26 protein-coding genes and 1 tRNA gene are annotated in these 25,609 nt (G+C 66.9%); 19 read left to right on the forward strand and 8 right to left on the reverse strand.

Annotated elements, in window-relative coordinates:
* The 3 genes from AC1DES_RS12525 to AC1DES_RS12535 form a co-directional block, all read left to right on the forward strand.
* Nucleotides 1–495 (forward strand): HNH endonuclease signature motif containing protein (locus AC1DES_RS12525; protein WP_476896029.1); only part of this gene is annotated, 495 nt, incomplete at its 5' end.
* Nucleotides 496–628: 133 nt separating this feature from the next.
* Nucleotides 629–790: a hypothetical protein gene (locus AC1DES_RS12530; RefSeq protein WP_476896030.1), complete on the forward strand. Its 162-nt coding sequence runs from the start codon at nt 629–631 to the stop codon at nt 788–790.
* Nucleotides 791–824: 34 nt separating this feature from the next.
* Nucleotides 825–1,301, forward strand: coding sequence for an 8-oxo-dGTP diphosphatase (locus AC1DES_RS12535; protein WP_476896031.1), 477 nt, complete (start codon nt 825–827; stop codon nt 1,299–1,301).
* 74 nt (nt 1,302–1,375) lie between these two features.
* Here AC1DES_RS12535 and AC1DES_RS12540 read toward each other — a convergent pair whose 3' ends face one another.
* The 4 genes from AC1DES_RS12540 to AC1DES_RS12555 form a co-directional block, all read right to left on the reverse strand.
* A complete protein-coding gene (locus AC1DES_RS12540; RefSeq protein WP_476896032.1) occupies nt 1,376–2,527 on the reverse strand; it encodes a bifunctional 2-methylcitrate synthase/citrate synthase in 1,152 nt (383 codons plus the stop codon).
* Nucleotides 2,528–2,590: 63 nt separating this feature from the next.
* Entirely contained in the window at nt 2,591–3,493 is a 903-nt protein-coding gene (prpB, locus tag AC1DES_RS12545; RefSeq protein WP_476896033.1) for a methylisocitrate lyase, read from the reverse strand.
* Nucleotides 3,493–5,013, reverse strand: coding sequence for an MmgE/PrpD family protein (locus AC1DES_RS12550; protein WP_476896034.1), 1,521 nt, complete (start codon nt 5,011–5,013; stop codon nt 3,493–3,495). Before AC1DES_RS12550 ends, prpB begins: the two co-directional genes overlap by 1 nt.
* Entirely contained in the window at nt 5,006–5,665 is a 660-nt protein-coding gene (locus AC1DES_RS12555) for a GntR family transcriptional regulator (protein ID WP_476896035.1), read from the reverse strand. The genes AC1DES_RS12550 and AC1DES_RS12555 overlap by 8 nt, the downstream gene beginning before the upstream one ends.
* A 176-nt stretch (nt 5,666–5,841) precedes the next feature.
* On the opposite strand from AC1DES_RS12555, the gene AC1DES_RS12560 reads away from it, so the two are divergent.
* Nucleotides 5,842–7,743 carry an AMP-binding protein gene (locus tag AC1DES_RS12560; RefSeq protein WP_476896123.1) on the forward strand — a complete coding sequence of 634 codons (1,902 nt, stop codon included), beginning with the start codon at nt 5,842–5,844 and terminating at the stop codon, nt 7,741–7,743.
* 38 nt (nt 7,744–7,781) lie between these two features.
* Here AC1DES_RS12560 and AC1DES_RS12565 read toward each other — a convergent pair whose 3' ends face one another.
* Nucleotides 7,782–8,498, reverse strand: coding sequence for a response regulator (locus AC1DES_RS12565; RefSeq protein WP_476896036.1), 717 nt, complete (start codon nt 8,496–8,498; stop codon nt 7,782–7,784).
* Complete coding sequence (locus AC1DES_RS12570; protein WP_476896037.1) at nt 8,498–10,306, reverse strand: sensor histidine kinase; 1,809 nt, start codon at nt 10,304–10,306, stop codon at nt 8,498–8,500. Before AC1DES_RS12570 ends, AC1DES_RS12565 begins: the two co-directional genes overlap by 1 nt.
* Before the next feature lie 139 nt (nt 10,307–10,445).
* Here AC1DES_RS12570 and AC1DES_RS12575 point away from each other — a divergent pair, with 139 nt between their 5' ends.
* The 10 genes from AC1DES_RS12575 to AC1DES_RS12620 all read left to right on the forward strand — a co-directional run bounded on the left by AC1DES_RS12575 (nt 10,446) and on the right by AC1DES_RS12620 (nt 20,275).
* Nucleotides 10,446–11,813, forward strand: coding sequence for a cation:dicarboxylate symporter family transporter (locus AC1DES_RS12575; RefSeq protein WP_476896038.1), 1,368 nt, complete (start codon nt 10,446–10,448; stop codon nt 11,811–11,813).
* Nucleotides 11,814–12,079: 266 nt separating this feature from the next.
* Nucleotides 12,080–12,979 carry a ParA family protein gene (locus tag AC1DES_RS12580; RefSeq protein WP_476896039.1) on the forward strand — a complete coding sequence of 300 codons (900 nt, stop codon included), beginning with the start codon at nt 12,080–12,082 and terminating at the stop codon, nt 12,977–12,979.
* 8 nt (nt 12,980–12,987) lie between these two features.
* A complete protein-coding gene (locus AC1DES_RS12585; protein WP_476896040.1) occupies nt 12,988–13,839 on the forward strand; it encodes a segregation and condensation protein A in 852 nt (283 codons plus the stop codon).
* A 113-nt stretch (nt 13,840–13,952) separates the two neighbouring features.
* Nucleotides 13,953–14,546: an SMC-Scp complex subunit ScpB gene (gene scpB / locus AC1DES_RS12590; RefSeq protein WP_476896124.1), complete on the forward strand. Its 594-nt coding sequence runs from the start codon at nt 13,953–13,955 to the stop codon at nt 14,544–14,546.
* 113 nt (nt 14,547–14,659) lie between these two features.
* Entirely contained in the window at nt 14,660–15,925 is a 1,266-nt protein-coding gene (locus tag AC1DES_RS12595) for a pseudouridine synthase (RefSeq protein ID WP_476896041.1), read from the forward strand.
* A 1-nt stretch (nt 15,926) separates the two neighbouring features.
* The gene (locus AC1DES_RS12600) at nt 15,927–17,036 is read left to right on the forward strand and encodes a prephenate dehydrogenase (RefSeq protein ID WP_476896042.1); all 1,110 of its coding nucleotides are present in this window, start codon (nt 15,927–15,929) and stop codon (nt 17,034–17,036) included.
* Nucleotides 17,036–17,761: a (d)CMP kinase gene (gene cmk, locus AC1DES_RS12605; RefSeq protein ID WP_476896043.1), complete on the forward strand. Its 726-nt coding sequence runs from the start codon at nt 17,036–17,038 to the stop codon at nt 17,759–17,761. Before AC1DES_RS12600 ends, cmk begins: the two co-directional genes overlap by 1 nt.
* 61 nt (nt 17,762–17,822) lie before the next feature.
* A complete protein-coding gene (locus AC1DES_RS12610) occupies nt 17,823–18,503 on the forward strand; it encodes a lysophospholipid acyltransferase family protein (RefSeq protein ID WP_476896125.1) in 681 nt (226 codons plus the stop codon).
* Nucleotides 18,500–20,050 (forward strand): ribosome biogenesis GTPase Der, encoded by a 1,551-nt coding sequence (der, locus tag AC1DES_RS12615; RefSeq protein WP_476896044.1) that lies wholly within the window; start codon nt 18,500–18,502, stop codon nt 20,048–20,050. Before AC1DES_RS12610 ends, der begins: the two co-directional genes overlap by 4 nt.
* A 148-nt stretch (nt 20,051–20,198) precedes the next feature.
* A tRNA-Pro gene (locus tag AC1DES_RS12620) sits at nt 20,199–20,275 on the forward strand.
* An 80-nt stretch (nt 20,276–20,355) separates the two neighbouring features.
* Here the strand turns inward: AC1DES_RS12620 and AC1DES_RS12625 are convergent.
* Nucleotides 20,356–21,225 (reverse strand): Fpg/Nei family DNA glycosylase, encoded by an 870-nt coding sequence (locus AC1DES_RS12625; RefSeq protein ID WP_476896045.1) that lies wholly within the window; start codon nt 21,223–21,225, stop codon nt 20,356–20,358.
* 154 nt (nt 21,226–21,379) lie between these two features.
* Between AC1DES_RS12625 and gcvH the strand changes: the two genes are divergently transcribed.
* The 5 genes from gcvH (at nt 21,380) to AC1DES_RS12650 (ending at nt 24,499) form a co-directional block, all read left to right on the forward strand.
* Nucleotides 21,380–21,766, forward strand: a complete 387-nt coding sequence (gene gcvH / locus AC1DES_RS12630; protein WP_476896046.1) for a glycine cleavage system protein GcvH — start codon at nt 21,380–21,382, stop codon at nt 21,764–21,766.
* A 144-nt stretch (nt 21,767–21,910) separates the two neighbouring features.
* The gene (locus AC1DES_RS12635; protein WP_476896047.1) at nt 21,911–22,387 is read left to right on the forward strand and encodes an FHA domain-containing protein; all 477 of its coding nucleotides are present in this window, start codon (nt 21,911–21,913) and stop codon (nt 22,385–22,387) included.
* A gap of 23 nt (nt 22,388–22,410) precedes the next feature.
* Entirely contained in the window at nt 22,411–23,127 is a 717-nt protein-coding gene (ftsR, locus tag AC1DES_RS12640) for a transcriptional regulator FtsR (protein ID WP_476896048.1), read from the forward strand.
* Nucleotides 23,127–23,630: a bifunctional nuclease family protein gene (locus tag AC1DES_RS12645; protein WP_476896049.1), complete on the forward strand. Its 504-nt coding sequence runs from the start codon at nt 23,127–23,129 to the stop codon at nt 23,628–23,630. Before ftsR ends, AC1DES_RS12645 begins: the two co-directional genes overlap by 1 nt.
* A 272-nt stretch (nt 23,631–23,902) precedes the next feature.
* Nucleotides 23,903–24,499, forward strand: coding sequence for a MerR family transcriptional regulator (locus AC1DES_RS12650; RefSeq protein WP_476896050.1), 597 nt, complete (start codon nt 23,903–23,905; stop codon nt 24,497–24,499).
* Nucleotides 24,500–24,602: 103 nt separating this feature from the next.
* On the opposite strand, the gene AC1DES_RS12655 is transcribed toward AC1DES_RS12650, so the two are convergent.
* Nucleotides 24,603–25,439, reverse strand: a complete 837-nt coding sequence (locus AC1DES_RS12655; RefSeq protein ID WP_476896051.1) for a ParA family protein — start codon at nt 25,437–25,439, stop codon at nt 24,603–24,605.
* Nucleotides 25,440–25,609 lie beyond the last annotated feature (170 nt).

The raw sequence follows: 25,609 nt of genomic DNA on the forward strand, positions 1-25,609 counted from the left end.
AGCTACCGGCTTACGAAGGCCCAGCGGCACTGGCTGCGGCTGCGCGACGGCAGGTGCCCGTTCCCGGGCTGCAGCAACCATTCCCTGGATAACGAAGCAGACCACCTCCTGGCCTGGGCCGACGGAGGCACCACCGGTATTTCCAACCTGGGCCAGCCGTGCCGCAAACACCACCGCCTCAAACACGCCTCCGCGTGGACACCCACCGGGGCGGGCAAGGACAGCCCGCCGGGGTGGACTTCACCGACGGGCCGGTACTACGCGAGCGAGCACCAGGACTGGGAACCACCCCACTGGCCGGACCACATCCCGGCCGCGGACACCGGGCCCGACGAAGGCCTGCCCACAGAACCGGATCTGCCCCGGGACCCCTTCCCGGACTGGCACCACTTCACGGCCGGGCACCAATTCCGAGTCACCGACACGGACGACCCGGGCTGGCCAGCACCCCTGGACGACCCCATCCCGGACGACCTCCCGCTCCTGTACGTGTGAGCGGCTATCTCCAGTAACCCAACCGTGTTGGCGGCCCCGTGGGGCTGGACGGCGGGCATAGCGATCTGTAGATTCTCGCGTCGACCGGAAGGACCCTCGAGGCCGCCGGGATCCGGTTTCAACCGACTCCTATTTGCCCGTATTCAACCGGAAGTTGCAGGCGCTGAACAATGACGTCTCGCGGAACGGCCAGCGACTCACGCCGCAGCAGGCCACGGACAAGGAATTCGCGCAGAAAGGGATTCCAGTCGAACTGCAGCCGCAGCTCGCAGACGATGGCCCGGCTGCAGGATAGCTTCGCCAGCCTGCGGCAGCTATAGGCTGGATTCATGATCTCGACCCCCGTCACGCTCTGCTTCCTGCTCCGCGAAGCGGGCTCCAGCACCGAAGTGCTGCTCGGCCTGAAACGGACCGGGTTCGGCACCGGCAAGATCGTGGGCATCGGCGGCCACGTGGAAGCGGGGGAGAGCGACGCCGAGGCCGTGGTCCGCGAGGTCTGGGAAGAGGTCGGCATCGTCGTGCTCCAGGAGCACCTGGCCCACGCCGGCGTCGTCGAGTTCATCTTTCCTGCCCGGCCCGAATGGAACATGTCGTGCCGGCTCTTCACCACCCGGCAGTGGGAAGGCGAACCGGGCGAAAGCTCCGAGATCATTCCGGAATGGTTCGACACTGCGGCGCTGCCGAGGGAGCGGATGTGGCAGGACGCGGAGCACTGGCTGCCCCCCGCGCTGGCAGGAGCACTGCTCGACGTCGTGATCGTCATGAACAATGACAATGAAACTGTGGCGTCCGTGCGCATGGGCTGATCCCGGCAGCGGAAAAAGATGCGGGCCAGCCACCTTCGAAAGGTGACCGGCCCGCCGTCGTACGTCGGGAAGAACTACGGCAGGTGCCGTTCCTCGACGCCGTTGTATTCGCTCAGCGGACGGATCAGGGAATTCGAGTCCAGCTGCTCCATGATGTGCGCGGTCCAGCCGGTGATGCGGCTGGCCACGAACAGGGGAGTGAAGGTGGGGGTGTCGAAGCCCATCAGGTGGTAGGTGGGACCGGCCGGGTAGTCGAGATTCGGCTTGATCGCCTTGGCCTCATCCATGGCCGATTCCAGCCCGTTGTACAGGCCCAGCAGCTCGGGCCGGCCGTAGTGCGCAATCATCTTGTCCAGGGCCGCCTTCATGGTGGGCACCCGCGAGTCTCCGTGCTTGTACACACGGTGGCCGAAGCCCATGACCTTCTTCTTCTGGGCCAGGGCATTTTCCATCCAGGTCTTGGCCCGGGCCGCGGCCTCGTCCAGCGACTCTTCCGGCCGGATGCCGATCTCGTCGAAGGTGTGCATGACGGCCTCGTTGGCGCCGCCGTGCAGCGGGCCCTTGAGCGCGCCGATGGCGCCGGTGACGGCCGAGTGCAGGTCCGAGAGCGTGGACGTGATGACACGGGCAGTGAACGTCGAGGCGTTGAAGGAGTGCTCGGCGTACAGGATCATCGACACGTTGAAGGCGTCCACGACTTCCGGGACCTGTTCCTCGCCGAACGTCATCCAGAGGAAGTTGGCCGAGTAGCCCAGGTCATCGCGCGGTGCCACGGGGTCAATGGGGCGTCCCGCCGCGTGCCGGCGACGCTGGTCGTAGGCCACGATCGCCGGCATGGCCGCGAAAAGGTCAACGGCCTTGGCCATGTTGGCCTCGCGGGAGGAGTCCTCAGCGAGGGGGTGCCGGGCGCCCATGACGGACGCGGCTGTCCGGCAGACGTCCATCGGGTGCGAGGTCGTCGGCAGGGCATCGATTACCTGCTTGACGACCGGATCCAGTGCCCGTCCGGCCCGTTCCCTTGCAGTGAACTCCGCGAGCTGCTCCGGGGTGGGCAGCTCGCCGTTCCAGAGCAGGTAGGCGACTTCCTCGAAGCTGCACTTGGCGGCAAGCTCCTGGACGGGGTAGCCGCGGTAAAGCAGTGAGTTGGTGTCGGGGTTTACCTTGGAGACGGCGGTGTAGTCCACCACGACGCCGGCGAGGCCCTTTTTGATGTCTTGTTCAGCCATGCTGAAACTCCTTTGTTCCTGTCGCCTGTTGTGCCGGCCGGAGCCGGAAGTCGATTGCGGGGGTCACTGGCCGGGGATCTTGAAATTGAAGACCCCGGTGTCAAAGCGGTTATAGGCCTCGTAGTCGACGAGGTCATACAAACGCGCACGGGTCAGCATGCTTCCAACCTGTGCCTCCTGTGTTCCGTCGGCCCTAATCGATTCCAGAGTACGCTCCGCAGCGCCCATGGCACTACGGAGCAGCGTCACCGGATAGATGATCATGTTGACGCCGACGCCGGCCAGCTGGTCGACCGTGAACAGTGCGCTCTGGCCGAATTCGGTCATGTTGGCGAGGATTGGCACGTCGACGGCGTCCCGGATGGCCTGGAACTCGCTGAGGTCCTTCATCGCCTCGGGGAAGATAGCGTCGGCGCCGGCCTCCACGAGCGCCCTGGCACGGTCCTGGGTGGCCTGGAGCCCGTCGGTGGCCCGGATGTCGGTGCGTGCCATGATCAGGAAGTTTGGGTCCCGCCGGGCGTCGGCCGCCGCGCGGATGCGCTTAGTGGCGGTGTCGAGGTCCACGACGTTCTTCCCGTCCAGGTGGCCGCAGCGCTTCGGGTTGAACTGGTCCTCGATGTGGCAGCCGGCGAGGCCGGCGTTCTCGAGTTCCTGGACCGAGCGGGCCACGTTCATCGGCTCGCCGAAGCCTGTGTCGGCGTCGACGATGCACGGCAGGTCCGTCATCCGGGCGATCTGCCCGGCCCGGGTGGCCACCTCGGTGAGCGTGGTCAATCCGATATCCGGCAGGCCGAGGTCATTGGCCAGGACGGCGCCGGAGATGTAGACGCCGGAGAAGCCCTTCTCCTCGATCAGCCGGGCGGAAAGCGGGTTGAAGGCGCCCGGAAACTGCTGGACGGTGCCGGAGGCCAGGAGCTCACGGAAACGGATCCGCTTCTGCTCCGGCGTGGTCTTGGAGTACAGCATCAGAAGAGTCCCTTCGGTGCGGACGCGAGGTCGATCACGCCGTCGGCCGCCTGGATGTTCAGCTGGTCCAGCTCGCCGGCGGCGAGCTCGGGGAGCCGCGCGGCGGCGGCAAGGAAGCGTTCGATCTCCGCATCGGCCACGAGGCCGGCGGCGAGGGTGCGGAACTTGTTCACGTACTGTTCGCGGGCGAACGGCCGGGCGCCCAGCGGGTGCGCGTCGGCGACGGCGATCGATTCGGTGATGACTTTGCCGTCCTTGAGCGTGATCACCACGGTGCCGCCGAACGCCTTTTCGGCGATGTCCAGCGAGTGGTAGCGGCGGGTCCATTCCGGGTCCTCGACGGTGGTGACCTTGTGCCAGAGTTCCACGGTGTCCGGACGCGCGGCGCGTTCGGGTGCGTAGGAGTCGACGTGGTGCCAGGCCCCGTCCTGCAGGGCGACCGTGAAGATGTACGGGATGGAGTGGTCCAAGGTCTCGCGGCTGGCCGTGGGGCTGTACTTTTGCGGGTCGTTGGCGCCGGAGCCGATCACATAGTGGGTGTGGTGGCTGGTCTTGATCAGCACCGACTCCACGTTGGCGGGGTCGGTGACCTCGGGGTGTTCGCCGTGGAGCTTGCGGGCCAGGTCGATCCAGGCCTGGGCCTGGTACTCGGCCGAGTGCTCCTTGGTGTAGGTGTCCAGGATGGCGCGCTTGGCTTCGCCGGCTTCGGGCAACGGCACGGTGTAGGAGGCGTCCGGGCCGTCCAGCATCCACGCGATCACGCCGTCTTCGCCTTCGTAGATCGGCACGGGGGAGGTCTGCCCGCGCATGGCACGGTCCGCGGATTCGACGGCCATCTTGCCGGCGAACGCCGGGGCGTGGGCCTTCCACGTGGAGATCTCGCCCTTGCGGGACTGCCGCGTGGCGGTGGTGGTGTGCAGGGCCTGGCCGATGGACTGGAAGATCGTCTCGACGTCGAGACCCAGCAGGGTGCCGATGCCGGCCGCCGCGGAGGGGCCGAGGTGGGCCACATGGTCGATCTTGTGCTTGTGCAGGCAGATCGCCTTGACCAGGTTGACCTGGATCTCGTAACCGGTCGCGATGCCGCGGATCAGGTCCTGGCCGCTCGAGCCGACGTGCTGGGCCACGGCAAGGATTGGCGGGATGTTGTCGCCCGGGTGGGAGTAGTCCGCGGCGAGGAAGGTGTCGTGATAGTCAAGTTCGCGGACCGCGACGCCGTTGGCCCAGGCCGCCCATTCCGGTGCCACGCGCCCTTCGATTCCAAAGACTTTCGAGCCCTTGCCGCCGGTGGTGGGTCCGTGGGTCAGGGCCTGGGCGCGGGCCGCGACGATGGGGGCGCGGTTCAGCGAGGCGATCGCTACTGAGGCGTTGTCAATGACGCGGTTGATGACCATGTCGGTGACCTCGTCAGACACGGCGACGGGATCCGCGGCCACCTTCGCGATCTTGTAGGCAAGCTGGTCCTCGCGGGCCAGGTTTTCCTCACTCTTGTAAACGCGGACGTGGTGTTCCTTAACCATGGTGCTCCTTCTGGTGAGGTGTATGTGTGGCTTTGACGTGGGAAAGGCTGCGGTGCAGGTGAAGCGTGGTGGCGGCCTCGGCCAGCCGCGGGTTGCCGGCCGCGATCGCCTCGGCGATGGCGGCGTGCTCGGCGGCGGCGGCCGTCAGCCGGGCTGCGTCGTCGGCGGCCAGCCGCCGGACGCGCACGAGGTGGACGCGCAGGCTGCGCATCGCCTGGACGAGGTAGGCGTTGGATATCGCGGCGTCGATCGCCAAGTCCAGCCGCCCGACAAGGCCGTAATAGTCGTGCCGGGCGGGGTCCGCGTCGCTGATCAGCGCGGGGGCGTTGAGCAACTCGAGCCGCAACTGTTCGAACGTCGCGGCGTCCCCCCGTTCGGCAGCCAGCGCGGCAGCCTTGCCTTCAAGGGTTTCGCGCAGTTCAAAGAGTTCGTCGATGTCCTCCAGCGAGATGTCGGTGACGACGACGCCGCGGCCGCCCGCCGTCGTCGTCAGGCCTTCCGCCGTGAGCCGGCTCAGGGCCTCCCTCAGCGGGGTGCGGGAGATGCCCAACCGCGCGGACTGCTCCACTTCCGCGAGCACCGTTCCGGGCAGGAGGCGCCACTCGATGATGTCCTCGCGCAGGGCGGCATAGGCTTTGTCGCTGGCGCGCATCCTGCCTCCTTCGTTGGCTGCCCTCATTCAGTGTATACAGCAAAGTCCCTTTTGGGGAGTATTTCCGCACAATCTCCGGGCGGGGCGCTCGCTGTGTATACATAAGGTCTTGTGCCGGTAACCGGCGCGGGACTACCATGAGCTCCATCACAACGTCGTGGACGGGATTGAACTTCATGGTCACCAAGAGCTACCTGAACAGCTACCAACGCAGCCTGGCTGAGCCCGCAGAATTCTGGCTGGACGCGGCCGGGAAGGTCTCCTGGTCCACACCACCCCGGCAGGCGCTGGATTCCGGCCGGGCCCCGCTGTACGACTGGTTCCCCGACGGCGTCCTCAACACGTCCTACAACGCCCTGGACCGGCACGTCGAGGAAGGCCGGGGTGACCAGGATGCCCTGATCTACGACTCCGCCATGCTGGGCATGCAGCAGCGCTTCAGTTATGCCGGGCTCACGGACCTCGTGGCACGGTTCGCCGGTGTCCTGCGCAGCCACGGAGTGGGCAAGGGCGACCGCGTGGTCATCTACATGCCCATGATCCCCGAAGCGGCCATCGCCATGCTGGCGACGGCCCGGCTCGGCGCCGTGCACTCGGTCGTCTTTGGCGGGTTCGCGCCCAAGGAGCTTGCCGCCCGCATCCGGGACGCTGCCCCGGCTGCGGTGGTCACGGCCTCCGGAGGGATCGAGCCCTCCCGCCGGATCGAGTACCTGCCGGCCGTCGAGGAAGCCCTCGGCCTGGCCGGAACGCCGGATACCCCGGTCCTGGTCAAGGCCCGGGAAGGATTCGCCTCCGCGACGGCAGACCACGCCGGCTGGCTGGACTGGGACGCCGAAATGGCCGCCGCCGCCCCCGCAGCACCGGTGGACGTCAAGGCCACGGACCCGCTCTACATCCTCTACACCTCCGGCACCACCGGAGCCCCCAAGGGGGTCGTCCGGGACAACGGGGGCCACGCCGTCGCCCTGGCCTGGACCCTGGAAAACATCTACGACGTCGCACCCGGCGACGTCATGTGGACGGCCTCGGACGTCGGCTGGGTGGTGGGGCATTCGTACATCGTCTACGGCCCGCTGCTGGCGGGGGCCACCACCGTCCTGTACGAAGGAAAGCCGGTGGGGACGCCCGACGCCGGCGCGTTCTGGCGGGTGATCCAGGACCACAAAGTCAACGTGCTGTTCACCGCCCCCACAGCGCTGCGGGCCATCCGTAAGACGGACCCCGAAGCGGCGCTGCTTCAGAAGTACGACATCTCCAGCCTGCGGACCCTTTTTGCCGCCGGCGAGCGGCTGGACACCGACACATTCCACTGGGCCTCCCGGATCCTGGGCGTGCCGGTGGTGGACCACTGGTGGCAGACCGAAACCGGCTGGGCCATCTGCGCCAACCCGCGCGGGCTCGAAGAGCTGCCGATCAAGGCCGGCTCGCCGAGCGTGGCGATGCCCGGCTTCAGGCTCAAGATCGTGGACGGGGCCGGCGAGGATGTCGAGGCAGGCACGGAAGGCAACATCGTCCTGGAGCTGCCCCTGCCGCCGGGAACGCTCACCACGCTCTGGCGCAACGACGAACGCTACATTTCCTCCTACCTTCAGGCGTTCGAGGGCTACTACGCCACGGGCGACTCCGGCTACCGGGACGAGGACGGCTATCTCTTCGTGATGGGCCGGACTGATGACATCATCAACGTCGCCGGCCACCGGCTCTCCACCGGCGCCATGGAGCAGGTGATCGGCCAGCACCCGGCCGTGGCCGAATGCGCCGTGATCGGGCTCGCTGACCCGCTCAAGGGCCAGCGTCCCAGCGGCTACGTGGTCCTCAAATCAGGGGTGGACGTGCCCGAGGACATCCTGGTGAAGGACCTGATTGCCCTGATCCGGCGGGATATCGGGGCCGTGGCGGACTTCAAGCACGTCACCGTGGTGGACGCGCTGCCCAAGACCCGGTCGGGGAAGATCCTGCGCAAAACCATGCGCCAGATCGCCGACGGGGACGCCTATGTGGTGCCGTCCACGATTGAAGACGCCGGTGTGATCGACCAGCTCATCGAGACGCTGCGTCCCGCCGCCGCGGGGGATTAGGCGCCGCGGGGGAGTCGCCTCATGGACCGCGGCGCCGTTTACGAGGCCCGCAGCCAACGGTATTCGTTCTCCGGCCGGCCAGGGGTGCCGTAGCGAGCTGTCCGGGTAACGATGCCGGCGTCGGCAAGGTACTCGAGGTAGCGCCGGGCCGTGACACGGGACATGCCTAGGGCCTCCATGACCTCGCTCGCCGACACGGCCCCGGGCTGGACCTTCATGAAATCCTGCACGGATTCCAGCGTCGAGGCGGAGAGCCCCTTAGGGAGCGGGAGCTCCGAGGGCGCCCGGAGGCTGGCGAAGGCCTGGTCCACGTCGCTTTGGGAGGCTCCCGCGCCGGCAGCGCCCGGCCCGGGGGACGCCAGTTGCTCCCGGAACAGCCTGTAACTGGCGAGTTTGTCCGCGAAGGTCGCATAGGTGAACGGTTTGATCAGGTACTGGACGACGCCGCTGGCCACGGCGCTGCGGACGATGTTCAGTTCGCGCACAGCCGTGATGGCGATGATGTCCGCGAACAGGCCGCCGGCACGCATCCGGCGCGCTACATCCAGGCCGTGCAGATCGGGGAGGTTCATGTCCAGCAGTACAAGCTCCACCGGGGCTCCCGCGGCTGCGAATTCCGTCATCAGGCGCAACGCCGACTGCCCGTCAGGGGCGGATCCGGCGAGGATGAACCCGTCCAGCCTGCCGATGTAGGCGGCATGCGCGGCGGCAGCGATGGGCTCGTCCTCGACGACGAGTACGCGGATGTCGGTCATCAATGTCCCTCTGTAGTTGCCGGCCGGGTTGCGTCCCCGGGCCGGGTTTCATCCCCGGACTTGGCTGCGTCCCCGGGGACGACGGCGGGTGGTGCGGCGCCTCGTTCGACATTCGTGAAGGCAGTCGGCGTGGGCAGCGTGACGTGGAACAGGGCTCCGGCCGGGCTGGTGATTGTCATGGTACCGCCGAGGCGCCGGACGGCCTGCCGGACCAGGGCCAGCCCGAGCCCGCGTCCGAACGGTCCTGGCTCCTTGGTGCTGAAGCCGTGCCTGAACACGTCCTCCACCGCGTCGGGATCGATCCCGGGGCCGCTGTCCTCCACCGTAATGTCCAGGCCGCCGGCCGCCGTCGTGACGGTGAGCTCTACGAGTTTCGGCGCCGGCGCGTCGGCTGCTGCGTCGATGGCGTTGTCCAGCAGGTTGCCCAGGATCGCCACGAGGTCCTGGACCGCGAGTCCCGTGACGGACGTCGAACCGCCGGTGTTGAGCGTCAACTCGACGCCGCGTTCGTGGGCTTCCGCGGCCTTGCCCATGATCAGGGCGCCGAGGACAGGCTCCTCGATCGAGCTCACAAGGTCATCTGTCAGCCGCTGGCTGAGCTCGAGGTCCTTGGTGGCGAAATCCAGGGCCTCTGCGCCGCGCCCCAGTTCCATCAGGGAGACGATCGTGTGCAGCCGGTTGGCGTGCTCGTGGGTCTGGGCCCGGAGGGCATCGGAGAGGGTGCGCATGGTTTCGAGCTCGGTGCCCAGAGACTCGATCTCCGTGCGGTCCCGGATGGTGGCGACCGTGCCGAACACCGCGGCGCGCTGCCGGCCGGCGGGGGAGCCCGGCCCCACCGCCGGGCCCTGGTTCACCACCAGGACCCGCGATCCCGTCAGATGGATTTCGTCATGGGCCGTCCGCCCCGATTCGAAGAGCTCCTTGAGGCTGGCCGCAAGGGGAAGCCCGGCCAGTGACGGCGCCGCCGGAGTACCCCCGTCAGTGGAGCCAGGGGTGGAGCCAAGGGGGGAGCCAAGGGGGGAGGCGCCGGGACGTCGGACATCGTCGGTGGCGTCCGCTCCGCGCGCTGTCAGCCCCAACAGGTCCGCGGCCTGGTCGTTGTACATGACCACCTTGCCCCGGGGGTCAACCAGGATGACACCCTCGCGCACCGAATGGAGCACCGACTCGTAGTAGGCGAAGAGCTGGGCGAGCTGCTCCGGCCCCCACCCCCGGGTCACCCGGCGCAGGTAGCGTCCGAGCAGCCAGGACGCCGCGGAGCCGCCCAGCAACAGGGCCAGGCCGATGGCCAGCAGGGCCGGCAGGCGTCCGGAGACAGCCACATCCACGGTCCCGACCGTCACGCCCGCGGCGACAAGGGCCCGCACTTTTCCGTCCGCGTCTTTTACCGGAACTATGGTGCGGACGGACTGACCGAGCGTCCCGGCAGTGATCTCGGTGAATGCCTCGCCGTTCAGGGCCGCGTCGATGGAGCCGATGTACGGCTTTCCCAGTTCCTCGCTCCGGGGGTGCGTCCACCGTGTCCGGTCCGGTGCCATGATCGTGATGAAGTCCGCGCCCGCGTCCGCCGTGACTTTCAACGCGTACGGCTGCAGGAGCGCGGACGGGTCGGTGGCGCCCGCCGCCTGCAGGACGAGCGGGTTATCGGCGACAGCTGTGGCGACGCCGGCCATGCGCCGGCCCGCCTCGTTGTAGGCCTGGTCGCGGGCGTCGACGAAAGCTGCCGTGCCGACGACGGCCGTGAGTGCGACCATGAAAAGTAGGTGGGCCACGAACAACCTGCGGGCAATGCTCCAGCGGTGGATCATCAACGTCTCCTACGACCAATATGAACGCAACGGTGAGCTGAGTCACTTCACGCCTAATGATGGATATCACACCGGATCGACGTGATGAGCTCAGAGCCTGGGCCGCAGCGTCTTCCAGATTATCCCTAAGGAGACAACCATGGCCTCTCAACGAGGAGAGTCAGCTGCGCCGGCCAAGATGCGCCGCAAAGGGCTCGACAAGTCCCACTATCTTTACATTGCCGTCATAGTCGCCGTTGTACTCGGTGCCGTGGTGGGCCTGCTGTTCCCCGAGGTCGGAAAGAACCTCAAGCCACTGGGCGACGGTTTCATCAAACTGATCAAGATGATGATCGCCCCCGTCATCTTCTGCACGATTGTGCTGGGCATCGGCTCCATCGCCAAGGCCGCAACCGTCGGCAAGGTTGGCGGCCTGGCTCTGGGTTACTTCATCATCATGTCCACCTTCGCCCTGGCCATCGGCCTCGTGGTCGGCAACGTGATCCACCCGGGCGAGGGACTCAAACTCGCCGCCTACGATCCGAACAAGAAGGCGGCCACGGACAGCACCGTCGACTTCCTGCTCGGCATCATCCCGAACGACATTCCGGTCCTGCCCACCCTGCTCGCAGCGATCCTGGTTGGCTTCGCCCTCCAGAAAATGGGCCCGCAGGGCGCCCCGATCCTCAAGGCCATCGGCCACGGCCAGGCCCTCGTGTTCCGGATCCTCATCATGATCATGTGGCTGGCACCCGTCGGCGCCTTCGGTGCGATTGCCGCCGTCGTCGGTGCCACCGGGGTCCAGGCCATCCTCGGCATGTTCACGCTGATGGTCGCTTTCTACATCACCTGTGCCCTGTTCATCGTCGTGGTCCTCGGCAGCCTGCTCCAGGTCGTGGCCGGCGTCAACATCTTCCGGCTGATGAAGTACCTGGCCCGTGAATACCTGCTGATCTTCTCCACCTCTTCCTCCGAAGCCGCACTGCCCCGCCTGATCGCGAAGATGGAACACCTCGGCGTGTCCAAGCCGGTCGTCGGTGTCACGGTTCCCACCGGTTACTCCTTCAACCTCGACGGCACGGCCATCTACCTGACGATGGCATCGCTTTTCGTGGCCAACGCCATGGGCACCCCGCTGGACCTCGGAGCGCAGATCTCGCTGCTGATCTTCATGATCATCGCCTCAAAGGGTGCGGCGGGTGTCAGCGGCGCCGGCCTGGCCACCCTCGCGGCCGGCCTCCAGGCCCACCGTCCGGAACTGCTCGGCGGCGTCGGCATGATCGTTGGCATCGACCGCTTCATGTCCGAGGCCCGCGCGCTCACCAATTTCACCGGCAACGCCGTGGCCACCGTGCTGATCGGTACCTGGGTCAAGGAGATCGACGGCGCACAGGTTGAGCGTGTCCTCTCCGGCGCCGCGCCCTTCGATGAGCAGACCATGATCGCCGGTCACGGCGCCGGTCACGAGGTCGGCCAGACCGCCGCCGAGCCGGCCCAGGCCGCCCGTCCGGTCCCGGCCAACGCCTGAACAGAAGGCAGGACGCTGGCACCGGCGCAATGAAACCGCCCGGACGCACCTCCCGCGTCCGGGCGGTTTTTCGCGCACCGCTGCCCCTCCGCCGGCAACCTTCGACTTCTACCGGAAGGTCAAGGCTCAGATGACGGCCGTTGTCAAGGTCCGTCGAATACCGTGTCGGGCGCTGTAGCCTTGGTTGGAATAAGGCCGGCGCCGGAAGTCCAGCGGCACCAAATTCAAGCACGATAATCAACGTCATCGAAAGTGTGGATAGATACGTGAGCAGCGAACAGGGTTCAGCAACTCTGGAAGGCACCGAACTCGATCTGGAAGACGCCGTCATGGGCCCCACCGGGCGCCCCAAACGCGACTTTCCGGAGCCCGCGCCGCTGTCATCCCATGGCCCCGCGCGGGTCATCGCCATGGTCAACCAGAAGGGCGGGGTGGGGAAGACCACCTCCACCATCAACCTTGCGGCCGCGCTGGCGGAATTCGGCCGCCGTGTTCTCGTCGTGGACTTCGACCCGCAGGGTGCCCTCTCGGCCGGGCTCGGCATCAACCCCCACGAACTGGATCTCACGGTCTACAACGTCCTGATGGACCGCAAGGTCGACATCCGCGACGCCATCCACAAAACCGGCGTGGACAACCTGGACCTGCTCCCGGCCAACATCGACCTCTCCGCCGCGGAGGTCCAGCTGGTCAACGAGGTCGCCCGCGAACAGGTGCTGGACCGGGCCCTGAAGAAGGTCGAGGATGACTACGACGTCGTCCTGATCGACTGCCAGCCCTCCCTTGGCCTGCTCACCGTCAATGCACTGACGGCCGCCCACGGCGTGATCATCCCGCTGATCTGCGAGTTCTTCGCGCTGCGCGCCGTGGCCTTGCTGGTGGAGACCATCGACAAAGTCCAGGACCGGCTGAACCCGCGGCTCCAGGTCGACGGCGTCCTCGCCACCATGTACGACGCCCGCACCCTGCACAGCCGCGAGGTGATCTCCCGCCTGGTGGAGGCCTTCGGCGACACGGTTTTCGAGACCGTCATCAAACGCTCCATCAAGTTTGCGGACGCCACCGTCGCTGCCGAGCCCATCACCAGCTACGCCGGTAACCACATAGGCGCCGACGCTTACCGCAACCTGGCCAAAGAGCTTATTTCGCGCGGCGGCGCGCCCTAGTCAGGGCCGTGGCAGAGGCAGCCGTCCCGCCATCGGGGCTCGATCAGCCGGCGGCCAGGAAGCCGGGGTTCGAGGTGCGGCTGGCCAACTTCACCGGCCCGTTCGACCTCCTGCTCGCCCTGATCTCCAAGCACCAGCTGGATATCACCGAGGTTGCGTTGTCGACGGTCACGGACGAATTCATCAAGTACATCAAGGGCCTCCAGCGGCTGGGGGAGGAATGGGCCCTCGATGAGGCCAGTGAGTTCCTCGTCATAGCCGCAACCCTCCTGGACCTCAAGGCCGCCCGGCTGCTGCCGGCCGGCGAGGTGGAGGATGACGACGACATTGCCCTCCTGGAAGCCCGGGACCTCCTGTTTGCCCGGCTGCTCCAGTACAAAGCCTTCAAGCACGTTGCCGGATTGATGGGCTCCACCCTTGAACTCGAGGCCCGGAGGTACCCCCGGCAGGTGGCGCTTGAGGGGCACTTCGCAGCCTTGCTTCCGGAACTGCTCTGGCGTCACACCCCGCAGCAGTTCGCCGCCCTGGCGGAGAAAGCGCTCAAGCCCAAAGAGGCGGCGCCCACCGAGGTCGGCCTTGCCCATCTCCACGGCACGCCGGTCAGCGTCAGGGAACAGGCGGAACTGCTCGGGCTCCGGCTCCGGGCGGGCAAGCGACTGACCTTCCGGGCGCTGGTCGCCGACGCCGAGTCCACGCTCGTGGTGGTCGCGAGGTTCCTCGCGCTGCTGGAGATGTTCCGGGACAAGGCGGTGGGCTTCGACCAGCTTGAGCCGCTGGGAGACCTCACGGTCCACTGGACGGCCGATAGCGACGACTGGAGCAGCGGGAACCTGAGCGAAGAATACGAGGAGCAGCAGTGAGCGACGCACCATATGAACCGGGCCCGGAGCCGCCGTGTGACGACGCTTCGGCTGACGGCCCGGACGTCCACCGCCTCCCTGGCGGCGCACGCGCGGCCCTCGAGGCGGTGCTCATGGTGATCGACGAGCCGGCCACCGCCGTCGGGCTGGCCGCGGGCCTGAACCTGACGGTCGACGTTGTCGAATCCCTGCTGGCGGACCTGCAGCGCGAGTATAACGGTTATACTGTTAATGCCCCGGATGTGGACCTCGCCGGCCAGAACAGTACCGGCAACGGCAACACTGGCGGCTTCAGTGCCACCCCCCGGGGTTTTGAATTGCGGAATATCGCCGGAGGCTGGCGGATCTATTCCCGTGCTGAATTTGCGGACATCGTCGGCGGATTCGTGCTGGAAGGACAGACAGCCAGGCTGACGCAGGCGGCGCTCGAAACGCTCGCCGTCATCGCTTACCGCCAGCCCGTATCAAGGGCGCGGGTGTCTGCAATTCGAGGAGTGAATGTTGACTCTGTCGTGCGGACGCTGACGCAGCGGGGACTGATCGAGGACTCGGGTACCGATACCGAATCCGGAGCCGTCCTGTACCGCACGACGTCGTATTTCCTGGAACGCATGGGAATCGGCTCAGCGGCGGACATGCCGCAGCTTTCCCCCCATCTTCCGGGGCTGGAAGGCATCGAAGAGTTCTACGACGCAGACAGAATGTAGGCAGGAACAACTGCCTGCGAACGAGTATCCACCGGGGCAGGACCATTTTGCCCCAGCCGGCGGGTGTTGTCGGGAGACAGCGGCCGTTTGGCCAATAAAACGAAGGACGGGTCATGACACAGGCGGGACGCCAGGGTTCACCACGTAACAGTTCAGCACGCAACAGTGCAGGACGAGATTCAGCGCAAGGCTCCGGCCGCCCCGCGCAGGGCGGCTCCGGCCGCCCCGCACAGGGCGGCGCCAGCCGCGGTTCCCAGAGCGGCGCCAGCCGCAGCGGGGGAGCCGGCTTCAAGGGCGGCGGAGACCGCCCCTTCAAGCACCCCAAGCCCCGCGAAGAGGCCTTCGTCGATCCGGACCTTCAGGGTCCCGATGGCGCGCCGGCGGCGGGCCGTCCCGCGTCCGGAGACTGGAAGACCAAGGCGCCATCCGGCAAGGACGCAGCCCGCAAGGCCGCCGCGCGCAAGCCCGGCTTCGGCAAGGCCGCCGGGACGCCCGGTGCCCTCAAGCCCAAGCCGCGCACCGGCGCCGCCAAGTTCGCGGGCCCCCGCGCCTTCGGCAGCGAACGCTTCGGCCAGAACCTGGGACCCGTGCGTAAACCGGCCCGCAAGCGCGGCCCCCGCGCTGAGGTGCCCCAGTCTGAACTGCACGACGCCGACGGCACCCGGCTGCAAAAGGTCATGGCCTCGGCCGGCGTCGCGTCACGGCGCGTCTGCGAGGAAATGATCGCCGAAGGCCGCGTCGAGGTCGACGGCCAGGTCGTGACGGAACTTGGCGTGCGCGTCGACCCGAAGACCGCCGTGATCCACGTTGACGGACTGCGCATCCAGCTGGACGAAAACATGGTCTACATGGTGTTCAACAAGCCCAAGGGCGTTGTCTCCACGATGGAGGACCCCGACGGCCGTCCGTGCATCAGCGACTTCGTGCGCAACCACCACGGCGAACGCCTCTTCCATGTCGGCCGGCTCGACGTCGCCACGGAGGGCCTGCTGCTGCTGACAAACGACGGCGAACTCGCCAACCGCCTGACGCACCCGTCCTACGAAGTCCCCAAGACCTACCTTGTGCAGGTCCGTGGGCCGTTTCCGCAGGGCATCGGTGCCGAGCTGAAGGCCGGCGTCGAACTCGAGGACGGAATCGCCTCGGTCGACTCCTTCAAGCTTGTGGACTCGACCCCGGGCCACGTGCTGATCGAGGTGGTGCTGCACTCGGGCAAGAACCGGATCGTCCGGCGCCTCTTCGACGCCGTCGGCTTCCCGGTCCTGCGCCTGGTCCGCGTCAAGGTCGGACCCATCGGCCTGGGCGACCAGCGCCAGGGCAGCATCCGCAACCTCGGCAAGCAGGAAGTCGGCCACCTGCTGGCATCCGTAGGGCTGTAGTATGTCTGCCTTTCGCACCCACGGCCGCGGCCACCTGGCCGGGCCGGTGGTGGTCGTGGGGACCGGGCTCCTGGGCACCAGCATCGGGCTGGGGCTGCGGGGCCGCGGCGTGGCGGTGTTCCTCTCCGATCCCTCGCCCACCAACCAGGCCGTCGCCGTCGACATCGGCGCCGGCCTGCCTTTGGCGCGCCTGGACGGGGACCAGCCCGAACTCGTAGTGGTGGCAGCGCCGCCGGACGTGACCGCCGATGTGGTGGCCAAGGCGCTCGGGGACTACCCGGCCGCCGTCGTCGTGGACATCGCGAGCGTGAAGGCCGGCATCCTGGCCGATCTCCGCAGCCGCGGAGCCGACCTCGGCCGCTATGTGGGGACCCACCCCATGGCCGGCCGCGAAAAGTCCGGCCCCGTCGCCGCCCGCGGTGAACTGTTCACCTCCATGCCCTGGGTCCTGTGCCCCGCGGAGGAGACGCTTCCCGAATCCGTGCTGACGGCGCGTGCGCTGGCCAGCGACCTCGGCGCGGTGGTCTCCGAATTCGGGGCGGAGGAACACGACGAAGCCGTGGCGCTGGTCTCGCACGTGCCCCAGGTCATGTCCTCGCTCGTGGCCGGCCGCCTGCAGGGGACACCCCTGCACGCACTGTCGCTGGCCGGAAACGGCCTGCGCGACGTCACCCGGATTGCGGCGAGTGATCCCACGCTGTGGGTCCAGATCCTGGGCGCGAACGCGGACAAGGTGGTCGGGATCCTGCAGGGGGTCCGCGAGGACCTCAACCGGCTGATCGGCACCCTCGAACACCCCACGGCTCCCGGCGCGCGGCTCGACCTTGCCCAGCTGATCAGCGAAGGCAACGCCGGCCAGTCCCGGATTCCGGGCAAGCACGGCGGACCGCCGCAGGCTTACTCCTGGCTGACGGTCCTGGTGGATGACACGCCCGGCCAGATTGCCAGGCTCCTGACGGAAATTGGCGAGATCGGTGTCAACCTGGAGGACCTCCGCCTGGACCACTCCTCGGGACAGAACGTGGGCATGGTGGAACTCTCTGTCCTGCCCAACAAGCACGACCTTTTGATCGAAGCCCTTAACGACCGCGGATGGCGGGTACTTCAGTAATGACCCAGGAACTCATCGAAACGGTGGACATTCTCCGCCCCGGGAAAGGCCTTGTCGTCGCGATTGACGGCCCCTCCGGCTCCGGCAAATCGAGCGTCAGCAAAGAGGTGGCGCGCCGGCTCAAACTGGCGTACCTCGACACCGGTGCCATGTACCGGGCACTGACCTGGTATTGCCTGGACCGCGGCACGGACCTGGATGACGGTGCCGCCGTCGAGGCTGCTGCCGAGAACCTGCCGTTGGAGATCAGCACCGGCCCGCAGGAGGAGTACGTCCGCGTCGACGGCGAGGACGTCACGCTCGCGATCCGCGAGCCGTCGATCTCGGCCGCCGTCAGCGCCGTGGCCACGACCCTCGGCGCCCGCACGGAGCTGATCCGCCGCCAGCGCCAGCTGATCGAGAAGCACCACCGCCGGATCGTCGTCGAAGGCCGCGACATCACCACCGTCGTCGCGCCCCACGCTGAAGTGCGGATGCTGCTCACCGCCAGCGAAGAGGCGCGGCTGCGCCGCCGCGGTATCCAGCTCGGCGGCAGCCAGGATGCCGAGCAGCTCGCAGCCCAGGTGACCCGCCGCGATGCGAGGGACTCGACCGTGGTGAACTTCACGACGGCCGCGGACGGCGTCGTCACGCTGGACTCCTCCGAGCTGGACTTCCAGGAGACGGTGGACGCCGCGCTCGGCATCGTGCACAGGATCCTCGACCACAAGGCCGCCCGTGACTGAGGCCGGCACCCCGACACCGGCGCTCCTGCCGGGCCGCTGGACCACCGCCTGGAGCCGGCCCGTGGGCTGGATCCTGGACCATGTCCTGTACCGGACCTCGGTCACCGGACGCTCCAACGTCCCCGCAACCGGCCCGGTTATCTTTGCCGGCAACCACATCAGCTTCCTGGACGGACCGGTCATGTTCGGGGCCGCGCCCCGGCCCATGCACATCCTGGTAAAGCAGGAGATGTTCGCCGGCTTCCTGGGCCGGGTGCTGACGGCATCCGGCCAGCTGCCCGTGGACCGCAGCGGCGGCCGGGAGGCCCTGGCCACGGCCCGGAGGCTGCTCGAGGCGGGCCGGTGCGTCGGGATCCTCCCCGAAGGGACGCGGGGGAGCGGCGAGGCTGCCGCCATCAACAACGGCGTCGCCTGGCTCGCACTGAACTCGAGCGCGACGGTGGTGCCGGTGGCCATCCTGGGCACCCGCGTCGACGCCGAGCACCTGGACACAGTTCCCCGGCTGCGCCGCCGGCTGCGCGTCAGCTTCGGCGGAGCCCTCAATGTCAGCCGCAGGCCCGGGGAGACCGGGCGTGTTTCAATGGACAGGGCGGGAAACGAGATCCGCGCCGCGCTGGCGCGCCATGTCCAGGACTCCATCAAAAGGACCGGGCAGCCCTTGCCCGACGCGGATTCCCCGCAAGAACGTCATGAAGAAGTAGCCGCGACGCCGGCAGATCACCACCTAAGGAAAGTGCAATGAGCGATACGACTCAAACCTCCGGCAATTTTGGCGCCGGCGAAGACGAATACACGCCCACCGGCACGGACCAGGTGGCTGAGCATCTCGCCGCCTTGGACGACGATGAAGCAGAGATGCGCGCAGCTTCCCTCCGTGCCGGCCTCGACGATTACGAACTGGATGAGGAAGACGCCGCCCTGCTGAGCGGCCACTTCGACGACGAGGACTTCGACGGTCCCGTCAAGCTGGATCCGGTCCTGGCCATCATCGGCCGGCCCAACGTGGGCAAGTCCACGCTGGTCAACCGCATCCTGGGCCGCCGCGAGGCAGTCGTGGAAGACACTCCCGGTGTTACCCGGGACCGTGTCATGTACGCGGCGCACTGGAACGGCCGGAACTTCACCGTCGTCGACACCGGCGGCTGGGAGCACGACGCCCGCGGCATCCACGCCCGGGTTGCCGAGCAGGCCGAGATGGCCGTCGAGCTCGCGGACGCCGTATTGTTCGTCGTCGACTCCGCAGTGGGCGCGACCGCCACTGACGAGGGCGTCGTGAAGATGCTCCGCAAGTCCAAGAAGCCGGTCATCATGGTGGCCAACAAGGTGGACGACTTCGCGCAGGAAGCCGACTCGGCCACTCTCTGGGGGCTCGGCTTCGGCGAGCCGTACCCCGTCTCGGCCCTCCACGGCCGCGGCGTGGCCGACCTCCTGGACCACGTGATGGACACGCTCCCGGAGTTCTCCACCATCGAAGGCCTTGAGCGCTCCGGCGGCCCCCGCCGCGTCGCCCTGATCGGACGCCCGAACGTCGGCAAGTCCTCGCTCTTGAACAAGCTCGCCGGTTCTGAACGCGTGGTCGTGGACAACACCGCCGGCACCACCCGGGACCCGGTCGATGAGTTCATCGAACTCGGTGACCGCACCTGGCGCTTCGTCGACACCGCCGGCATCCGCCGCCGCCAGCACATGGCCCAGGGCGCCGACTTCTACGCCTCGCTGCGGACGCAGAGCGCGCTCGAAAAGGCCGAGGTCGCCGTCGTGCTCCTGGCTGTGGACGAAGTGCTCAGCGAGCAGGATGTGCGCATCCTGCAGCTCGCCATCGAATCCGGACGCGCGCTGGTGCTGGCTTTCAACAAATGGGACCTGCTCGACGACGAACGCCGCCGCTACCTTGAGCGCGAGATCGACCAGGACCTGGCCCACGTGGCATGGGCTCCCCGCGTCAACATCTCCGCCAAAACCGGCTGGCACAAGGACAGGCTCGTCCCGGCCCTCGACACGGCACTGGAAAGCTGGGACAAGCGCATCCCCACCGGGCGCCTGAACGCGTTCCTGGGCGAACTCGTCGCAGCGCACCCGCACCCGGTGCGCGGCGGCAAGCAGCCACGCATCCTGTTCGGAACCCAGGCCTCAAGCCGGCCCCCGAAGTTCGTGCTTTTCACCACCGGGTTCCTGGATCCCGGATACCGCCGCTTCATCACCCGCCGGCTCCGCGAAACCTTCGGTTTTGAAGGCACTCCGATCGAGGTCAACATGCGGGTGCGCGAAAAGCGCGGCAAGAAGCGTTAATTCCGACACACCGGGCCTGTGGCACCTGAAAATGTCACAGGCACCCTCCGGGATCGTGTAAGCTTTTGGAGGTGGTTCGGCCGGACTGCCTGGAAGAAAAGCTGGAGAGAAACCAGAATGATTTCCAGGCGGAGAACGGCGGAACTAACGGGCTGTAGCGCAGCTTGGTAGCGCACTTGACTGGGGGTCAAGGGGTCGCAGGTTCAAATCCTGTCAGCCCGACCAACAGAAAGTACCCCGCCATTCCTGACAAGGGAGTGGCGGGGTTTTCTGTTTCTTCCGGAGGCGTGTATTTCCGGAAGCGCCTACTTTAGGAAGCGCGACGTCCGGCGGTCGGCCAGGATCTTTCCCTTCGTCTGGCACGTCGGGCAGTACTGCAGGGCGGTGTCCGCAAAAGAGACCTCCCGAACCGTGTCTCCGCACACGGGGCACGCTTCGCCGGTCCGGCCGTGCACCTGCATGTGGCTCCGCTTCGTGTCCTTAAGCTCACCGGGCGGCTTCCCTCGGGCTTCCGCCACGGCCGTTCCCAGAATAGTGTGGATGGCGTCGTAGAGGCGCTGGACGTCCGTCCGCTCCAGGGATCTGGCGAGGGCGAAAGGGGATGTCCTGGCTGCGTGCAGGATCTCGTCGCTGTAGGCATTTCCAATCCCGGCGATGATGCTCTGGCTCCTCAGGACGCCCTTGATCTGCTGGGAGCTGGCACCGAGGATCCCAGCCAAAGCGTCGACGTCGAAGCCTGGACTAAACGGATCCGGTCCGAGCGCCGCGATGCCGGGAACGTCGAGTGGACCGCGGACCACGTAGACCGCCAGGCTCTTTTTCGTGCCCGCCTCGGTCAAGTCCAGGTCGAGCGGTCCGGCCGCGCTTGAAAACGAAAGCCGCACCGCGATGTGCCCCTTGCCCATCTTCAGCCGGGCGTCCGTGGGGGCGTCAGTAAACCGGACCCAGCCGGCCCGCGCCAGGTGGAAGACAAAATGCAGGCCCCCGGCTTCCAGGTCCACGAACTTGCCGTGGCGGTGCACGCCTGTCACGGTCCTGCCCACAAGGTCGGAGAGGGGAGGATCCGCCGTCTTCAGCACCGCGAACGAGACAATCTGGACTTTCGCCAGAACCGCTCCGCGCAGCTGCCCGTCCAGGAAGTCCGCAAGGGCGGCCACTTCCGGTAGCTCAGGCACGGGCAAATCCGACCGGAAAGGGTGCATGAGCTGCCATGGCCCCATCATGCCAGAGTCCTCCCGGACACTTGAGGATCGGCTTATACTTTCAGCGGCGGCCCCCTCCAGTTGACCGCCGTCGCCATTTAGTGATTGACCCGATGAAAGGCCCGTCATGAGCATCATTCCCGAAGAGCTGTCCTACACCGCAGAACACGAATGGGTTTCTGCCCCGAACGCCGACGGCGTCGTGCGCGTGGGTATCACCGATTTTGCCCAGGACGCCCTCGGGGATGTCGTTTACGCCCAGATGCCGGAAGTTGGCACCAGCATCAAGGCCAACGACGTCGTCGGCGAGGTGGAATCCACCAAGAGCGTCAGCGATATCTACGCCCCCGTGTCGGGCGAGGTCGTGGCCCGGAACGAGTCCCTGGACACCGATTCGGCCCTGATCAATTCGGATCCGTACGGCGAGGGCTGGCTGATCGAAATCAGGCTTGCCGAGGCCGACGCGGTCGAGTCGCTGCTCAGTGCATCCGAGTACGAACAGCAGGTAGGCTAAAGGGACAGGTCATTCGGGCCGGGGCGTTGGGGGCACAAGCCAAGCAACGCCCCGCCGAAGGGCTCATTACCGGAACTGCGGGGCTTTTCCGGACGGCATGCGTTGTTTGCAGGGGGGACACCTGCAACGAATGAGGAGGACTCAATGTTTGGGCACGAACGGAACGACACCGGTGACGGTTACGGCACGGGTGGAGTGAAGGCTTCGGAGACCACGTCGATCAACCTCACTCCGGTGCGCGACGAACCCACCTTCACCCCGAAGCTCTCTTCCGAGGAGAGGGTTGCCGTGGAGGCCCTGCCCTTTGGGTCGGCCCTCCTGGTCGCACACAGCGGACCCAACTCCGGCGCCCGCTTCCTCCTGGACTCCGACGTCACGACGGCGGGCCGCCACCCGGACGCCGACATCTTCCTGGACGACGTCACGGTCTCGCGCCGCCACGTTGAATTCCGGCGTACGGCCCGCAGCTTTGAAGTCGTGGACACCGGAAGCCTGAACGGGACGTACGTGAACCACGACCGCGTCGACAGCGTCGAGCTGAAGTCCGGCAACGAGGTCCAGATCGGCAAGTTCCGCCTCACCTTCTACCTGAGCCCTGCCCGCGCAGCAGGCAACGTCTGATCCCGGGGTAGCTGCCTGTGGCTATGGCACAAGCTGAACGGCGCGGACCCCAGGTTCTGAACATCGGGGAAGTCCTGGCTCAGCTGAGCGATGACTTCCCCAGCATGACGGCGTCGAAGATCCGGTTCCTTGAGGAAAAGGGGCTCATCAATCCGCAGCGGACACCTGCCGGTTACCGGCAGTACTCGGAGAGCGACGTCGAACGGCTGCGGTTCGTGCTGGCCCTCCAGCGCGACCAGTACCTGCCGCTGAAGGTCATTAAGGACTATCTTGACGCAATTGACCGTGGCGAACGTCCGGACAACCTGCCGGCGGGCGTCACGGTCTCCCCGAGAATCGTCTCCGACGAGCTCGCGACAGAGCTGCAGAGCCGCGCGCGGCGGTTGAGCGAGGAACAGCTAAGGGCCGAGTCCGGCGCCAGCGTCCCGCTCCTGGAGTCCCTCCTGAGCTTCGGCCTGATCGGCCACGTCAACGGCAAATTCGACGAACACGCCCTGCAGGTCGCGCGCGCCTGCGTGCAGCTGGAGAGCCACGGCCTGGAGCCACGGCACCTGCGGCCCTTCCAGGCGGCCGCGGAACGCGAATTCGGGCTCGTGGAGCGCGCGGTCGCCACCTTGACCTCACGCAAGGACGCCGCCTCGCATGCCCGCGCGGCCGAGGCCGCGCGGGAAATCAGCGACCTCTGCCTGTCGCTGCACCAGGCGCTGGTCCACGACCGCATCTCACGGATGGACATCTGATGATTGAGGTGGAGATTGTCGGCGTGCGGATCGAGTTACCGTCCAACCAGCCGCTCGTCCTACTCAAGGAAATCCACGGGGAGCGCCACGTGCCGATCTGGATCGGCACGCCGGAAGCCAGTGCCATCGCCCTGGCGCAGCAGGGCGTGGTCCCGCCCAGGCCGATGACCCATGACCTGCTGGTGGACGTCGTCGAGTCCCTCGGGCACACCATCGTCAGCGTCAACATCGTGGCCGTGGAGGACAACGTTTTCTACGGTCAGTTGCAATTCGAAAACGGCACTACGGTGAGCTCGCGGGCCTCGGATGCGCTGGCGCTTGCGCTGCGTGCCAAGTGCCGGATCTGGTGCGCCGACGCCGTCATGGACGAGGCGGGCGTCCGGATTACCGAACACGACGAGGGCGAGGATACGCACCCCGGACCTGCCGTGGACGAAGAAGGCGAACTGCGGCGCTTCCGCGAATTTCTCGACGACGTTGAACCCGAGGACTTCGCCGGCTGAGGTCCTTTCAGGCTTTCCGGGGCGACGCCAAGGTTAAAGTCGAGGATGAAAGTTTCGACACGCCCCCCGAATAGCGCGAACGTCTTTGACCTTGGGCTCTGGCAGGCCTAACGTCGGAGGTACAAGTTCCCATTGCATACGGTAGCCGCGCAAGTCACACTGGAAAATGCACTCCCGGCTAAATTACACGGATGAATTTTTATTCGTTGTTGCTGAGTTAGCTGGCTGCCGCTGCAACTTATTCAGGGGAACCCATGACAAGGAGGGTCCACGTGAGTCCGAAAGGCGAAGCAGGCGAGCTCAAGCAGGCCTCGGCGGCTGGTGTCGCCGTGCCCGCCAGCGGTGCCCAGGGCCTGCTGTTCACCGAGGACCTTCCTGTTCTGGACGAGGACGCCGGTTACCGCGGGCCCACCGCGTGCAAAGCAGCCGGCATCACGTACCGCCAGCTCGACTACTGGGCCCGGACCGGGCTCGTGGAGCCCGCCGTCCGCGGCGCCGCAGGATCAGGCTCACAGCGGCTGTACGGCTTCCGTGACATCCTCGTCCTCAAGGTGGTCAAGCGGCTCCTGGACACCGGCGTCTCGCTGCAGCAGATCCGCACCGCGGTCGAGCACCTTCGGGAACGCGGCGTCGAGGACCTCGCCCAGATCACCCTCATGAGTGACGGCGCGAGTGTCTATGAGTGCACCTCGGCCGATGAAGTCATCGATCTGGTCCAGGGCGGCCAGGGCGTCTTTGGCATCGCCGTCGGCCGTGTCTGGCGGGAAGTCGAAGGCAGCCTCGCGGCACTCCCCAGCGAGCATGTCTCGGACCAGTCCTTCCCCGACGACGAACTCAGCAAGCGGCGGGCCGCACGGAAGATCAGCTAGCCCCCTACGCCCGACATTCCATGGACATAACACGAAGGCCGCCTCCCGATCGGGAGGCGGCCTTCGCCGGATGTTCAACGACCGGGTGTGCGGGCGGAGGCGCCTAGCGCTTGCTGCGGTCGCGGACGGTGCCGGCCGGGGCCGGGCCAGCGGACTTCATCAGGTTCTCCAGCAGCACGTCAAACAGTGCCGCGGCGTTTTTGGCGGAATCTCCAGGCCAGTGGTGGATCGAGTGGGCGGCGCCCTGGATCTGCTGCCAGTTTGCCTGCTCCGGGATGTGCGGGGTGAGCAACAGCTCGCCGAACATGGACTGCATCTCGGAGAGGCGGAACGTGTGCTCGGCGGAGCCGCTGCGCACGCGGTTGGCCACGATCCCTGCCGGGGACAGCTTGGGGGCAAACTCATTGCGGAACAACTGGATCGCGCGCATGGTCCGCTCCGTGCCTGCAACGGAGAAGAGTCCGGGCTCGGCGACGAGCGTTACCTTGTCACTGGCCGACCACGCCATCCGGGTGAGTCCGTTGAGTGAGGGCGGGCAGTCCACCAGGACCAGGTCATACCGACCGGCGCCCGCCAGCACAGCGGACAGCCTGCGCAGGTCGCGGCGGCCGAGGTCAGGGCGGTCATAGATGCCCGTGTACGCCGAGCCCACTGCGACGTCAAGGACAGCTGTGGCGGAGCCGTTGCTGCGGGCGCGTTCCACCCAGCCGCTGGGAACGACGTTGTCGGACAGGCGCGCCTTCCGGGGGGCCTTGAGCATCCGGCCGATATCGAGCTGGCCGTTCAGGCTCACCCCGAGTGCCGTGCTCGCATCCGCGTGGGGGTCAAGGTCGACGACGAGGGTCGGGATGCCGGCGGCCAGTGCCGCAGATGCCAGTCCGGTGGTCACGGATGTCTTGCCGACACCGCCTTTGAGGCTGCTGATGCTGACTACTTGCACTTGAAAAACCAATACCTAACGCCGGTTGCCGAGACGGGGTCGTGCCGGCTCCTGCGTTCTTCGGAGCCGGGGCGTGCATGCGCCACCCACCCCCTCATCATATGTTGATGCTCCGGCTAAACCCGTCTCATCCGGCGCCGGGCCGGCAGAACGTCGGGGAACCCGGCGGA

The sequence above is a fragment of the Arthrobacter sp. 05T442 genome (genome assembly GCF_056395945.1).